At 70.1% G+C, this 13,866-nt stretch carries 13 protein-coding genes; 2 read left to right on the top strand and 11 right to left on the bottom strand.

Features of this window, described 5'->3' with window-relative positions; genetic code table 11:
* Positions 1 to 29 precede the first annotated feature (29 nt).
* Both KXD97_RS19840 and KXD97_RS19835 read left to right on the top strand, forming a co-directional pair.
* Positions 30 to 611, top strand: a complete 582-nt coding sequence (locus KXD97_RS19840) for a DUF3000 domain-containing protein (RefSeq protein ID WP_396884457.1) — start codon at positions 30 to 32, stop codon at positions 609 to 611.
* Between the two features lie 5 nt (positions 612 to 616).
* Positions 617 to 1,912: a ribonuclease D gene (locus KXD97_RS19835; protein ID WP_260751809.1), complete on the top strand. Its 1,296-nt coding sequence runs from the start codon at positions 617 to 619 to the stop codon at positions 1,910 to 1,912.
* A gap of 61 nt (positions 1,913 to 1,973) precedes the next feature.
* Here KXD97_RS19835 and KXD97_RS19830 read toward each other — a convergent pair whose 3' ends face one another.
* Genes KXD97_RS19830 through KXD97_RS19780 form a run of 11 tightly spaced genes read right to left on the bottom strand, consistent with a single transcriptional unit; the run spans position 1,974 to position 13,854 of the window.
* On the bottom strand, positions 1,974 to 4,139 hold the full coding sequence (locus tag KXD97_RS19830; protein WP_260751808.1) for a thiamine pyrophosphate-dependent enzyme: 2,166 nt from the start codon (positions 4,137 to 4,139) through the stop codon (positions 1,974 to 1,976).
* 15 nt (positions 4,140 to 4,154) lie between these two features.
* Positions 4,155 to 5,348, bottom strand: a complete 1,194-nt coding sequence (locus KXD97_RS19825) for an acyl-CoA dehydrogenase family protein (protein ID WP_260751807.1) — start codon at positions 5,346 to 5,348, stop codon at positions 4,155 to 4,157.
* Between the two features lie 28 nt (positions 5,349 to 5,376).
* The gene (locus KXD97_RS19820; protein ID WP_260751805.1) at positions 5,377 to 6,612 is read right to left on the bottom strand and encodes an amidohydrolase family protein; all 1,236 of its coding nucleotides are present in this window, start codon (positions 6,610 to 6,612) and stop codon (positions 5,377 to 5,379) included.
* Entirely contained in the window at positions 6,613 to 7,731 is a 1,119-nt protein-coding gene (locus KXD97_RS19815) for an FUSC family protein (protein ID WP_260751804.1), read from the bottom strand. It lies immediately after the preceding gene.
* Positions 7,718 to 8,236, bottom strand: coding sequence for a (2Fe-2S)-binding protein (locus KXD97_RS19810; protein ID WP_260751803.1), 519 nt, complete (start codon positions 8,234 to 8,236; stop codon positions 7,718 to 7,720). The genes KXD97_RS19815 and KXD97_RS19810 overlap by 14 nt, the downstream gene beginning before the upstream one ends.
* Positions 8,226 to 9,104 carry a xanthine dehydrogenase family protein subunit M gene (locus tag KXD97_RS19805; protein WP_260751802.1) on the bottom strand — a complete coding sequence of 293 codons (879 nt, stop codon included), beginning with the start codon at positions 9,102 to 9,104 and terminating at the stop codon, positions 8,226 to 8,228. Before KXD97_RS19805 ends, KXD97_RS19810 begins: the two co-directional genes overlap by 11 nt.
* The gene (locus KXD97_RS19800) at positions 9,101 to 11,359 is read right to left on the bottom strand and encodes a xanthine dehydrogenase family protein molybdopterin-binding subunit (protein ID WP_260751801.1); all 2,259 of its coding nucleotides are present in this window, start codon (positions 11,357 to 11,359) and stop codon (positions 9,101 to 9,103) included. The genes KXD97_RS19805 and KXD97_RS19800 overlap by 4 nt, the downstream gene beginning before the upstream one ends.
* Before the next feature lie 44 nt (positions 11,360 to 11,403).
* A complete protein-coding gene (locus KXD97_RS19795) occupies positions 11,404 to 12,213 on the bottom strand; it encodes an ABC transporter permease (RefSeq protein ID WP_260751800.1) in 810 nt (269 codons plus the stop codon).
* Entirely contained in the window at positions 12,210 to 12,605 is a 396-nt protein-coding gene (locus tag KXD97_RS19790) for an ABC transporter permease (protein ID WP_260751799.1), read from the bottom strand. The genes KXD97_RS19795 and KXD97_RS19790 overlap by 4 nt, the downstream gene beginning before the upstream one ends.
* On the bottom strand, positions 12,596 to 13,057 hold the full coding sequence (locus tag KXD97_RS19785; protein ID WP_260751797.1) for an ABC transporter permease: 462 nt from the start codon (positions 13,055 to 13,057) through the stop codon (positions 12,596 to 12,598). The genes KXD97_RS19790 and KXD97_RS19785 overlap by 10 nt, the downstream gene beginning before the upstream one ends.
* Positions 13,054 to 13,854, bottom strand: coding sequence for an ABC transporter ATP-binding protein (locus KXD97_RS19780; RefSeq protein ID WP_260751796.1), 801 nt, complete (start codon positions 13,852 to 13,854; stop codon positions 13,054 to 13,056). The genes KXD97_RS19785 and KXD97_RS19780 overlap by 4 nt, the downstream gene beginning before the upstream one ends.
* Between the last annotated feature and the right edge of the window lie 12 nt (positions 13,855 to 13,866).

Genomic DNA, 13,866 nt, shown 5'->3' with positions numbered 1-13,866 from the left:
CCTGGCCGAATCCGCTAGCGTCAAACGACGTGACCACCGCCGAACCGGCTCCATTCCGTGAAGCGGTGGCGGCGATGAATGCCACCACCGTACGGCCGGAGATCGAGCTGGGCCCGATCCGGCCGCCGCAACGCCTGGCGCCGTTCAGTTATGCGCTGGGCGCCGAGGTCAAGCACGCCGAGACGGCGATCATCCCCGAACGTTCCGAGGGTGACGCATTCGGCCGGCTGATCCTGCTGCACGACCCCGAGGGCGCCGACGCCTGGGACGGCACGATGCGCCTCGTTGCCTACATCCAGGCCGACCTGGACTCCTCGGAAGCCGTTGATCCGCTGCTGCCCGAGGTGGCATGGAGTTGGCTCGTCGACGCGCTCGCCGCGCGCGGCGACCACGTCACCGCGCTGGGCGGCACCGTCACCGCGACCACGTCGGTGCGCTACGGGGACATCTCGGGCCCGCCGCGTGCCCACCAGTTGGAGCTGCGCGCCTCCTGGACTGCCACCGACCTCGAACTCGGCCCCCATGTGGAGGCGTTCTGCGAGGTGCTCGAACACGCCGCGGGACTGCCGCCCACCGGGGTGACCGACCTGAGTTCCCGCACCCGCGCCTGAACCATATGTCCGATTCCGACACGCCAGGCTCGTCGCTGGACGCCGACGACGCCCACCACACCGACGGCGCCGACGAGCAGGTCCCCGATGCCGAACCGCTGCTGACCCCCCGCGAGGGCGTGCCCGGGGTGTCCGTCAGCCGCTACGAGATCGCCGAGGCCGCGGATCGGCTGGCCGCCGGGCACGGACCCTTCGCGATCGATGCCGAGCGGGCCTCGGGCTTCCGGTACTCCAACCGCGCCTACCTGGTTCAGATCCGGCGGGCGGGGGCGGGCACGGTACTGATCGACCCGGTCAGCCACGGCGGCGACACCCTCGAGGTGCTCGCGCCCGTGGCGGAAGTGCTCGCCGACGCCGAATGGGTGCTGCACGCCGCCGACCAGGATCTGCCGTGCCTGGCCGAGATCGGCATGCGGCCCCCGTCGCTCTACGACACCGAACTGGCCGGACGGCTGGCCAACTACGAACGCGTGAACCTCGCGGCGATGGTGCAGCGCCTGCTGGGTCTGCAGCTGACCAAGGGCCACGGCGCGGCGGACTGGTCGAAGCGCCCGTTGCCCGACGAGTGGCTGAATTACGCGGCGCTGGATGTCGAAGTTCTCGTCGAACTGCGCCACGCGATCGACGAGGTGCTGCAGCAGCAGGGCAAGTCCGAGTGGGCGGCCCAGGAATTCGAGTTCCTGCGCACGGTCGAGCCCACTCCGACGCGCCGCGATCGCTGGCGGCGGACCTCGGGCATCCACAAGGTGCGCGATCCGCGCGCGTTGGCCGCGGTGCGGGAACTGTGGACCACCCGCGACCAGATCGCGCGGCGGCGCGACATCGCCCCCGGCCGCATCCTGCCCGACAGCGCGATCGTCAACGCCGCCACAGTGAACCCGGACAGCGTCGAAAAGCTCACGGCGCTACCGATTTTCGGTGGATCCAAGCAGCGGCGCAATGCTCAGGTGTGGCTGGACGCGTTGGCCCGGGCCCGGACCGGCGACCTGCCCGATCTCCTGGAGCCGTCCAATGGTCCCCCGCCGGCGTCCCGGTGGGCACGTCGTAAGCCCGAGGCCGCGGCCCGGCTGGAGGCCGCGCGCACCGAACTGTCCGCACTCGCGCAACAGATCTCGGTGCCGGTCGAGAACCTGCTGGCACCAGAGCTCGTGCGCCGGTTGTGTTGGGACTGGCAGCCTGTCGACGGGACCGAGGCCACCACCGCCGCGGTGGACGCTTTTCTGCGCGGATCGGCTGCGCGTCAGTGGCAGCGTGAACTGACCGTGCCCGTGCTGGCGAAGGCGCTCACGGCTGCCGGCTGACGACCGTGTCGACGTCGTCGACGAAGTGCCACCACCCCTCGTCCGGTGCTTCCAGGTGCGGTCAGCGGCCGGTCGACACCAGCTTGATCGCGGCCGCTTCCACGGTCTCCTCGGACAGCAGCACCTCTAACGCAGCGTCGCCGAGCGGAATGTAGCTGTCGTGGCTGGCCACCCGCGCCAGCGCGCCGGTGTAGCCGTGGTCGATCAATGCCGTCAAGATGCCCTCGCTGACGCCGCCGCTCTCGCGGGTCTCGTCGACCACGAGCACCCGACCGGTCAACTCGGCCTCGGCGAGCATGTCGGCCAGCGGAAGCGGTGCCAGCCAGCGCAGGTCCACCACCCGCACGTCGATGTCGCGTGCGGCGAGTCTGCGCGCGACCCGCAGGCTCATCCGCAGCCCGTTGCCGAAGGTGAGGATGGTCAGATCGCGGCCGGCGCCGTAGCCCCGCGCCCGTCCGATCGGCACCGCGCCGCCACTGTCGGGAGCAAGCCATCGATCGTCGCCGTCGTCGTGCAGGTCGCGGGTGTGGTACAGCGCGATCGGTTCGAGGAACAAGCACACCACGCCGGCCGCCCGCGCGGCCGCCACACACGTGCGCATCATCGCCGCGGCATCGTCGGGCCGGGCAGGTGACGCGACGATCACGCCGGGCAGGTCGCGGATCGCGGTGATCGAGTTGTCGTTGTGGAAGTGTCCGCCGAACCCTTTCTGGTAGCCGTAGCCGGCGATGCGCACCACCATCGGGTTGCGGTATTGCCGGTCGGAGAAGAACTGCAGCGTCGCGCCCTCACCGCGGATCTGGTCGGCCGCGTTGTGCAGGTACGCCAGGTACTGGATCTCGGGAATCGGCAGCAGCCCCGAGATGCCCGCGCCCAGCGCGAGCCCGAGAATCGACTGCTCGTCGAGCAGGGTGTCGAACACGCGGGCGGTACCGGCCCTGGCCTGCAGCCCGCGCGTCACGCCGTAGACGCCGCCTTTGCGGCCCACGTCCTCGCCGAAGATCATCGCCTCCGGGTACCGGGCCAGCACATCGGCCAGCGCCCGGTTGATGCCCTGGGCCACCGTCAGCGGCGCCGACTCCGTGCCGACGGGTTCGGCCTCCGCGGCGGCGCGCCCGGCCCGCACCGCCTCGTCGAAAGCGTCGGTCAACGGCGCCATCACCGCCCGCGGACTGTCCAGTTGCGGCAGGTCGGCGACCTCCTCGGCCACAGCGAGCACTTCGGCGCGCTTGGCCTCGCAGCGGTCCAGCACCTGCGCGGGGGTGAGCACGCCCGCCTCGACGAGGAGGCGCGCGGTGCACAACACCGGGTCGCGTTCGTAGTCGGCAGTGATTTCGTCGTTCTTGCGGTAGCCGGGCTCGTAATCCGAGCCGGCATGTCCCATCAGTCGCACGGTGCGCAGATGCAGGAATGCCGGACGGCGTTTGGCCCGAACGTATTCGGCGGCCTGCCCGGCGACGGTCAGCACCTCGGGCAGGTTCGTCCCGTCGGCGGTGAAGTACCTCAGGTCCTCGCGGCCGCGATAGGTGCGCGCGATCCAGCCCCGCGGGGTCTTGACGCTGATGCCGATGCCGTTGTCCTCGCAGACGAACAGCAGCGGCAACGGCATGCCCTGGTAGGCGGTGTGCATCGCGGTGTTGATCGCGCCGACGGCGGTCGAGTGGTTGGCCGACGCATCACCGAAGCTGCACACCGCCAGCGCGTCGGCAGGCCATGCGCTGTCCGCCTGCAGCTTGCGCGCCCGCACGATCGCGAACGCCACGCCGACCGCTCGCGGCAGGTGCGAGGAGATGGTCGACGTCTGGGGGATCACGGCGAGGTCGTGTCGGCCGAACACCTTGTGCCGTCCGCCCGAGATCGGCTCGTCGGTGGACGCGACCATACCGAGCAGCACGTCGCGCAGCGGATCGCTGCCTGGCACCTGCTGTGCGCGGGCCAGGAAGAACCCGCCGGAACGGTAGTGCAGCAGCGCCGGGTCGGTGGGGCGCAGCGCGGCCGCGACGGCGGCGTTGCTCTCGTGACCGGAGGAACCGATCGTGTAGAAACCCTTGCCCTGGGCGCGCAACCAGCGGGCGGCCAGGTCCAGAAGCCGGCTACCCAGCTGCGCGTCGAACACGTCGATGCAGTCCTGGGCGCAAACCCCCTGCAACGCATCGTATTTCCCGGCGTCCGGCGCGGTCAGCGACGAGACGACCGTGGTGAAGTACTCGTCGATCGGTTCTGCCACAGCGACTCCTGGCGATCAGCGGAACGCGGCGACGCCGGTGAGGGCCTGCCCGATCATCAGCGTATGCATCTCGCTGGTGCCCTCGTAGGTCAGCACCGACTCCAGATTGTTGGCGTGGCGCATGACCGGGTATTCGCCGGTGATGCCGCTGGCTCCCAGAATGGTGCGCGAGGTCCGGGCGATCTCGATGGCCTCGCGGACGTTGTTGAGCTTGCCCAGGCTCACCTCTTCGGGGCGCAGACCGGTGGCGTCCTTGGCCCGGCCCAGATGCAGGGCCAACAGCAACGCCTTGCCATACTCCAGCGTCATGTCGGCGAGCTTCTGCTGGGTCAGCTGGAAGCCGCCGATGGGCCGGTCGAACTGCTCACGCGACTGCGCGTAGTTCAGCGCGCTCTCCAGGCAGTCCCTGGCCGCGCCGACGGCCCCGAAGATGATGCCGAACCGGGCTTCGTTGAGGCAGCTCAGCGGCGCCCGGAGGCTGGTCGCGCCGGGCAGCCGAGCGCTGTCGGGAAGGCGGACTCCGTCGAGCACCAGCTCGCTCGTGACCGACGCACGCAGCGACATCTTCGCCTTGATGGTGCGGGCGGTGAACCCCGGGGTGTCGGTCGGGACGGCGAATCCGCGGATCCCGTCCTCGGTGCGCGCCCACACGATCGCGACGTCGGCCACCGAACCATTGGTGATCCACATCTTGGTGCCGTCGAGGATCCAGTCGTCTCCCGAGCGGGTGGCGCGGGTGCGCATGCCCGACGGGTTGGATCCGAAGTCGGGTTCGGTCAGTCCGAAGCAGCCGATCTTGTGCCCGGTGGCCATCTCGGGCAGCCACTGCTGCTTCTGCTCCTCGCTGCCGAAGGCGTGCAGCGCGAACATCGCCAGCGAGCCCTGCACGCTGACCAGCGACCGGATTCCGGAGTCGCCTGCCTCGAGTTCGAGGCAGGCCAGGCCGTAGGCCACCGCCGAGGTACCCGCGCAGCCGTAGCCCTGCAGATGCATGCCGAGCAGTCCGAGGTCGCCGAGTTCTACGGCCAGTTCACGCACGGGCAGTTCGCCACGCTCGTACCAGGTCGCGATGTCCGGGCTGATGCGCGCTTTCACCAGCGCGCGCACGGTGTCTCGGATCTGGCGCTCCTCGTCGTCGAGCAGGCTGTCGACGCGTAGCAGCACATCGGGGGTGGTCGGACCGGTGTGCGGCGAAAGCTGGCCGGACATGGTGTCTCCTTACATCGTGGTGGGGTGGTCAGCAGCAGCCGGAGCTATGCGCTCCGACGGGCACGGGGCGCCCGGACTCTGGTCGTGGCCGAGTGCCTCGCCAGGTCACGGAGCGGCTCGGCGGCGGGGTCTGCTCGCTGCGGGTGGCGACCAGCGGGACGCCGTCGACCAGCACCGTCGCGATACCGGGAAGGTCGCCGAGGGCGAAGGACTCCAGCGCATCGGTGGCCATCGAACCCGTGATCGGGCCCAGCACCAGCAGATCGGCCGGTCGGCCCTCGGCGATCACCCCGGTGTCCAAGCCGTGGGCGGCCGCGGTCTGCCCGGTCGCCGCGGCGACGGCCGCCACCGGGTCGACCCCGCACACCGACGCGAGATAGCAGACCGCGCGCAACATCCCGCGCGGGATGACGCCGGTGCCGCCGGGGGTGTCGGTGCCGAGGGTGAGCCGGTCCAGCCTGCCGAGCCGCGTGAGTTCGTCGACGACGATCCCGGTGGCCCGGTAGTTGTTCGAACTGCAGACCTCGACGTGGGTGTCGGGCAGACGATCGATGATCGCCAGGATATCGGCGTCCGGTGGCGGGATGGGGCCGCCGGAGATGTGCCCGACAACGTCGGGACCCACGGCCGTCACCACGTCGGCGCCGGCGACCCGGCTCGACCCCGACCGAGACACGCCACCGGAGTGCAGCTTCACGGTCATTCCGCGCTCGTGCGCCCAGCGGACGTAGCGCTGGGCCTCGCCGTCGCCCAACCTGCTCCAGTCGTAGAAGATGAACTTGAGCTGGTCGATGCCCTCACGGTGGGCCCGGTCGAAGTGCTCTTCGGTCATCCCCGGCACCAGCAGCACCGTGCCCGCGTTCACCTTGACCCCGGACGGCCGCATCCTTCCGGTGGTGTGCTTGGACGTGATCGCGATCGACAGCACGAGTTCGGGGGTGAGGGCGTCGAGCGCCAGCCCGGGGATGTGCAGTTCGCCGGCCGAGACCATCGAGGTGGTCCCGCCGTGCAGATAGTTGTGGATCCAGCCGATCGCATCCTGGGCCGGCGTCCACTCCCCGAAAGTGGGGTGGACGTGCCCGTCGACCAGACCGGGCATCACCGTCAGCCCGCCCGCCGAGAGCACCTGGTCGGGTGCTGCGGCGCTGACCCCGATCCCGGCCACCAACCCGTCCTCGACGAGCAGGGTGGTGTCGCGCACCGGGGCGACCCGCGGGTCGCCGTGCACCAGGAGGCCGATGTCCTCCACGAGCAGGGTCGTCACCTAGCGCCTCCTTGATTGGATTTTGTATACACTATCGTCCTGCCCCGTCTTCTGGGAAGTCATCGTCGTCGCCCCCGTGCGGAATGTCCTGCGCGTCAACGCCGGAACGGCGAAGACCACCACCAGCACGATCACCGCGCCGGCCAGGTTCATCGCGAGCCGCACGCCTCCCTCGTACCAGGGGAAGAGCTCCGGGTACTCGCTGATCACCAGGAGCACCGGCGGACCCGTCACCGCCCACCAGGTGTAGTTCACCGGCCGCAGGGCCATCGCCAGCGTGAACAACACCACGCTGACGACCGCGACCATCGGTATCGACGGATGCGTCCCGAGCAGCACCGCCGCGATCAGGGCCCCCACGGCATTACCCGAAAGTCGCTGCGCCAGGCGCATTCCCGTGTCCCCAGCCGCGGGCTGCACGGTGAGCACCACGCTGGTGACAAGCCAGTGTCCGCCGACCAGGTCCTCGGGCAGCAGACCGGCGACGCTCACCGCCACCGCGACGGCCACCCCCACCCGCACCGCGTGCGGCCATGACTCACGCCAGCCCCGCTCGGCCGCGGGCGCCGTGGGGGCCGCCGTCCCGCGCCGCCGGCGCAGCGCCTCGGCACACACGAACCACGCCGTCCACGCGACGGCCACCACCAGCGCGCCGGCCGCATAGGGCAACAGCCGTTCCGCGCCACCGTCGTCAGGCACGTCGACCGCGACCAGCACCACCGCCAGCGCGGCCGTCGGGCCGACCCGGGCCAGCAGGCCACCGCACACCGCGGCCGCGACGGTCACGCCCGCCAGCGCCGTCGGGTGACCGACCGTCAGCACGGCCAGCGCCGCGCCGGTCAGCACCGCCAGCGCGCGGATCGCGATGGTCGCGAACGCCGCCCGCCACGTCGGCGGCAGCGACGGCACCGCGGTCAACACGAATCCCAGCCCCATCGCCGACCCGAGCTCGGCGTGTCCGACCGCCGCGGTGGCCACGAGGATCGCGCCGAGCCCGGCCGCCAGCCAGGCCGCCATCCCCCACCGGCTCGCGCCGACCGGCCTCAGCAGCTCGGCGGGTCGTCGACGCCGCAGGGCGGGCGGCACCGCCGAGGTGGGCTCACCGTCAGGACTCGGCACTGTCCGCGCCATCGGCGGGCGCCGCCGCGGCGTCCAGTACCGCCGCCACGATGCCCTGATAGCCGGTGCATCGGCACACGTTGCCCGACAACGCTTCCCGCACCGACTCGGCGGTCAGCGGTTTCTCCGCATCCGGGTCGCGGAGCAACTCGACGGCGCTGACCAGAAATCCCGGGGTGCAGAACCCGCACTGCAGCCCGCCGCAGCGGGTGAACGCCTGCTTGAGGCGCGCGGCCTCCTCGAACTGGTCGAGTCCCTCCACGGTGTCGACCCGCAGTCCGTCGGCCTGCACCGCGAGCATCAGGCACGCCCGTCCGGAACGACCGTCGATGAACACCGTGCACGCCCCGCAGACCCCGTGTTCGCAACCCAGATGCGTTCCGGTGAGCCCGAGTTCGTCGCGGAGGAAGTCGGCGAGTGTGAGCCGCGGCGCCACGGCGCGGGAGATCTGCCTGCCGTTCACGATCAACGAGATGGCCACCTGCGCGGGTGTGTCAGCGTGCATCGTGCTCCCTTCCGGCCGTGCAGGCGCGCCGGTGCGCAGCGGTCATCGCCTCGGTCAGCGCGGACGCGCAAAGCCGCCGCGCATAGTCGGTGTCGTCGGCGACCGGTTCGGTGCCGCCGGCCCACCGCCGGCCCAGCTGCTGCCACAACCGCTCGGACGGCAGCTCGCCGACGACGTCGTCGCCGCCGAACAGCAGCGGCCGGTCGGCCACGCTCAGCACGCCGGCACGCAGCGCCGAGACCCGCCCGTCCGGTCCGAGGGTGAGCATGCAGCCCGCGCCGGCCAGGCCGTAATCACCGTGCTGGTGGGCATATTCGATAAAACCCCAGCCCTGGTCCGGTCGGATCGCGGGCACCGAGATCCAGGTGATCATCTCGTCGGGCGCCAGCGCGCTGGTGTAGAACGACACGAACATCTCGTCCGCGCCGACCGTGCGCCGCCCGGACGACGACGACTCGACATGGAAGGTCGCGTCGAGAACCAGTGTGGCCAAGGGCATTTCCGCGGCAGGGTCGGCGTGCGCGACCGAACCGCCGATGGTACCGCGGTTGCGGATGCCGACGTGCCCGATGTGCCGCGCCGCCTCGGCCAGCAACGGGGCGCGCGCCGCGATCAGTGGGTCCACCTCGACGGTGCGGTGCGTCACCAGCGCGCCCAGGATCAGGTCGTCGGTGTCGTCGAAGACCCGGTTCAGCTCGGTCAGCCGGCCGATGTCGATCACCGCCGAGGGCCGGGCCAGGCGCAGGTTCATCAGCGTCAACAGCGACTGGCCACCCGCCAGCAGTTTGGCGTCGGGATCGGCGGCCAGCAGATCCAGTGTTCCGGCGACGGTTTCGGGCCGGTGGTAGTCGAAGGGCGCCGGCTTCACGACGCCACCCTCTGCATCGCCCGGCACAGCTCACCGGTCTGGATCGGCGTGCTGGTGACGTGCAGGCCACCGCCGACGGCGTCATCGACGGCCCCGGCCACCGCCGAGTACACGGCGATGGTGCCGCTCTCCCCCGCACCGCGCACGCCGAGCGGATTGACCGGGGTGGCGACGGGCAGGTGGTTCACGATCACGTCCGGCACATCGGTGGTCAGCGGAAGGTGGTAGGCCGCGAAGGTGGTCGACGTCGGCTCCCCGGTGGGCGAATACCGCCACGCCTCGAAGAGCGCACCGCCGATCCCCTGGGCCACGCCGCCGATGATCTGGCCCTCGACGATGCGCGGGTTGATCTCCCGGCCTCCTTCATGGGAAACCGCGTAGCGCAGCACCTTCACGATCCCGGTGCGGCGGTGCACACCCACGATCACCGCGTGCACCCCCATGGTCCAGGTGACCGTCTCGACCCGGTACACCGATGTCACGTCGAGCGCCGCACCGCCCTCGCCGGCACCCCCGACACGGCTCGCCGCGGCCAGCTCGTCCCAGCCCAGCACCTCGCGGCCCGCGGTGAAGCGGCCGTCCGCATAGTCGGCGTGCCCGACGCCCATCAGGTCCGCGGCCCGCGCCGCGCCGAGCGCGACCAGCTCACGGCACGCCTGGTGTACCGCCGAGCCCGCCAGGACTGCCGACCGGCTGGCGAACGTGCCCACCCCTTCGGGGAGGCGCTCGGTGTCCGAGGCCACGTAGCGCACCCGTTCCAGCGGGACCTCAAGCGCATCCGCGGCCACCTGCGCGAAGACCGTCTCGTGTCCCTGGCCCGCCGAGGCCGCCCCCGCCGTGACCTCGAACCGGCCGTCGGGCAGCAGCCGCACCCGCCCGGTCTCGTGCGGCCCGCGCCCGGTGGCCTCCAGGTAGGACGACAGCCCGTAACCGATGCGGTGGTCCGGATTTTGGAGGGCGCACACGTCGGCCTCCGACGGCGGCAGCGCTGCCAGGACCGACTCCAGGCACGCGAGGTAGTCGCCACCGTCGTAGACGATCGGGACCCCGTCGCGGTACGGGATGGGCCGCGGATAGGGCATGTCGGCGGCGGTCAGCAGGTTGCGCCTGCGGATCTCGGCGCCCGAGATGCCCAGCGCGGCGGCGGCCGCGTCGAGGCTGCGCTCCAGCGAGAACGTCGCCTCGGGCCGGCCCGCGCCGCGGTACTGCGCCACCAGCGTCTTGTTGGTCAGCGCGGCCCGGCCGCGCACGTGCATCGCCGGGACACGGTAGGGGCCCATCAGGTGCACCGCGGTGTTGGCCACGATGCCTGCGACCCAAAGACTTCCGGCGCCGAGGTCGACGACGAAGTCGACGTCCCAGCCCAGGATCCGCCCGGTCGCGTCGACGGCCAGCCGGACGCGGTGCGTCTGGTCCCGGGCCTGCGCGCTGGACACCAGATGTTCCTGCCGGTCCTCGACCCAGATCAGGCGGCGCCGAACATGTTCGGCGAGCACCGCGAGGACGACCTCCTCGGCGTACACGTTGGCCTTGGTGCCGAAGCCGCCGCCGACATCGGGCACGCTGACCTTCACCTGGTCGCGCGTCCAGCCCGTCACCGAGCAGATCGCGTTGCGCACCATGTGCGGGATCTGGGTGGACGTGGACACCTCCACACGCCCCGGTGTCGCGGCGTATTCAGCCAGCACACCGCGACATTCCAGCGGCACCGCACCGTGGCGCTCCATCCGGTAGGTGTCCTCGACCACGTGGGCGGCCGCCTCGAACGCCCGCCCGGGATCACCGAACCCGTACTCCAGCCGGGCCGCCTCGTTGTGGCCCAGGTGATCGAACAGCACGGGAGCGGCGGGGTCCAGCGCCGCCTCGGCGTCGACGACCGGCTCCAGACTCTGATAGGACACCACGACGTGCTCGGCGGCATCCTCGGCCAGATACCGGTCGTCGGCGACCACGACGGCGATCGGCTGGCCGACGAAGTGGACGTGGTCCGAGGCGAGGATCGCCAGCCGCTGCTGCGCGAGCACGAGGGAGGTGGCCGCGGTGAAGTCCGGATCCGGCGTGGTCAGCGACGGGATCGGCGTGTGCTCCAGGCCGAGGTCGGCGGCGGTGAAAACGCCGTGCACACCGGGCATCTGCTCGGCGACGGCGGTGTCGATGCCGGTGATCCGGGCGTGCGGTTGGGTGGACCTGATGAAAACGACATGCTTGGCGCCCGCCGCGTGATCGGCCAGGAACCGTCCGTTCCCGGCCAGCATACGGTCGTCTTCCCGGCGCCGTACCGAGCTCCCCACCGATCGGCTCAATGTAGCCGTTTCTCCCACTGCCACAAGGCGATCGAGATGCCGAACGAGATGGTGATCAGCAGCATGATGGTGGCTACCATCGACGGGTAATCACCGTGGCTGTAAGCCTGCAGCACCACCCTGCCCAGACCGCGCCGGGTGGCGAAGAACTCCGACAGCACGACGCCGACCACCGCGAGGCTGACGGCGAGCCGGATCCCGGTCAGCATCGGACGCCGGATGGCCGGGAAGATGATGTGGGTCAACATCTGCCAGGCATTCGCGCGGACCGAGCGTGCCAGTTTCCAGTAGACCTTCGGGATCTCCTGCACGCCGGTGGACACGTTGATCAGCACCGGGAACAGGGCGAACAGCACGCCCATCACGACCTTGGAACCCGACAGGCTGAAGATCGGCAGCAGCACCGGGTAGAGCACGATCTTGGGAATCCCGTTGAGCACGATGATGAGCGGTTCGAAGATCGTCCGCAGCCGGCTCGACAGGCCCAGCATCAGGCCCAACCCGCCGCCGGCGGCGGTACCGACCACGAACGCCATCAGCACTGACTGCGCGGTGACCCGCAGGTCGAACAGGTAGGCGGGGTCGGACAGATTCTCGAACAGCACCACGATCGTCTGCACCGGTGACGGGATCACGAACGTCAGACCGGACATCACCTGCCAGGCGAGCACCACCACCACCGCCAACAGGCCGGCCCCGACCGCCTGGCTGGCCAGCAGGGACCGCCACGAGAAACGGAGTGGCGCAACGGTTTCGGATGCGGTGTCCGTCGAGGTCGGTTTCGGGGCCGGCATGGTGGCGGTCACGCGTTCCTCCCTCGCAACAACACCCGCTCGACGGTGGCCAGCGCGACCGTGAGCAGGCACGAGAGCACCAGCACGACCACGATGTAGGCGAACATGCCGACGTTGTCGAAGATTTCGTAGAGATACCGGATGCGGTACCCCAATCCGGCCTGGGCCGTCGTGAACTCCATCGCGATGGTGCCGATCAGCGCGTACACCACCGCCAGCCGCAGACCGGCGACGATGAACGGCCCGGCAGCCGGGATGGCGATGGCGAACAGCGTCTGCCGCGGCGAGGCTCTCAGTGAGCGCGCCAACTTCATGTACACCGGCGGCATCTGATTCAGGCCCACGGCGGTGTTCAACGCCATCGGGATGGCCGCCATGATGGTGGCCAGGATGATCACCGACATCGAGTTGATACCGACGAGCCAATCATCACCGGATAGAACAGCACCAGCGGTACGGCATAGAACGAGACCAGGTAGGGCTCGAACACCCGGCCCAGCAACGGCACCTTCCAGAACAGCAGGCCCGCGGCGAACCCCAACAAACAGCCGAACAGGATCGACAGCGCCACCTCGATGCCGGTGCGCTGCGCATCAAGCCAAAACTGCGATTCGGTGAGCAGCACACCCAGCTCGGCGACGATCACCGACGGCGCCGGCATCACATGGTCGTTCCACCAGCCCGCGGCGGAACCGATCTCGGCGAACGCGGTGAACGCCAGCAGCAGCAGCACTGTCGACCCCGCGCTGTAGGCCAGCTTTCCGAACCGTCGCCCGCGGCGCTGCGGTCCAGCCGGCGTGCCGGGCGGCGTGGCCTCGGTGGGCAGGTCGTCGGTGGCTGCGAACGAGGTGCTCACGTGGCCGCCGTCTCCTGCTGCTGGAAGCCGCGCATCGACTCGGCCTGCAGGGATCCCCAGATCCGGTTGTGCAGCTCGTTGAACCGCGGCGTTGAGACCACCCCGGCGTCGCGCTCCCCCGGCAGGTCGATGTCGACGACGTCGATGATGGTGCCGGGACGGTAGGACATCACCCAGACCTGTTGCGAGAGCAGGATCGCCTCGGAGATGTCGTGGGTGACGAACATGATCGTCTGCTTGGTCCTGGCCCAGATCTGGCGCACCTCGGCACCCAGGAACAGCCGGGTCTGCTGGTCCAGGGCTGCGAACGGCTCGTCCATCAGCACCACCTCCGGCTGCACGGCCAGCGTGCGCGCCAGCGCGACGCGCTGCCGCATACCCCCGGAAAGCTGTGAGGGATAGGACTTCTCGAATCCGCTCAAGCCCACCAGGTCGATGGCCTCCTTGGCCCGCCTGCGCCGCGCCTCCTTCGCAACCCCGATCATCTCCATAGCGAAGCTGACGTTTTCCTCGACGGTGCGCCAGGGAAGTGTCGAGTCCTCCTGGAACACCACGCCGATCTTGGGGTCGGGGCCGGTCACCGGCTTGCCGGCGACGCTGACGGTGCCGGTGGTCGCCTTCTGCAGCCCCGCAACCACCGCGAGCAGCGTCGACTTCCCGCATCCGCTCGGTCCGACGATGGACACAAAGCTCGCATGCGGAACACTCTGGTCGATACCGGTGACCGCCGTGACCCGGCGGGCGGGAGTGTCGAATACGACTGACACTCCGGTCATCTCGATGCCTGGTGAGTTCAAGTCGCTACCTTT

This window comes from Mycobacterium sp. SMC-8, from assembly GCF_025263565.1.
In the GTDB taxonomy this organism is placed as follows: domain Bacteria; phylum Actinomycetota; class Actinomycetes; order Mycobacteriales; family Mycobacteriaceae; genus Mycobacterium.
This window is presented reverse-complemented; position numbering and strand designations above follow the sequence as displayed.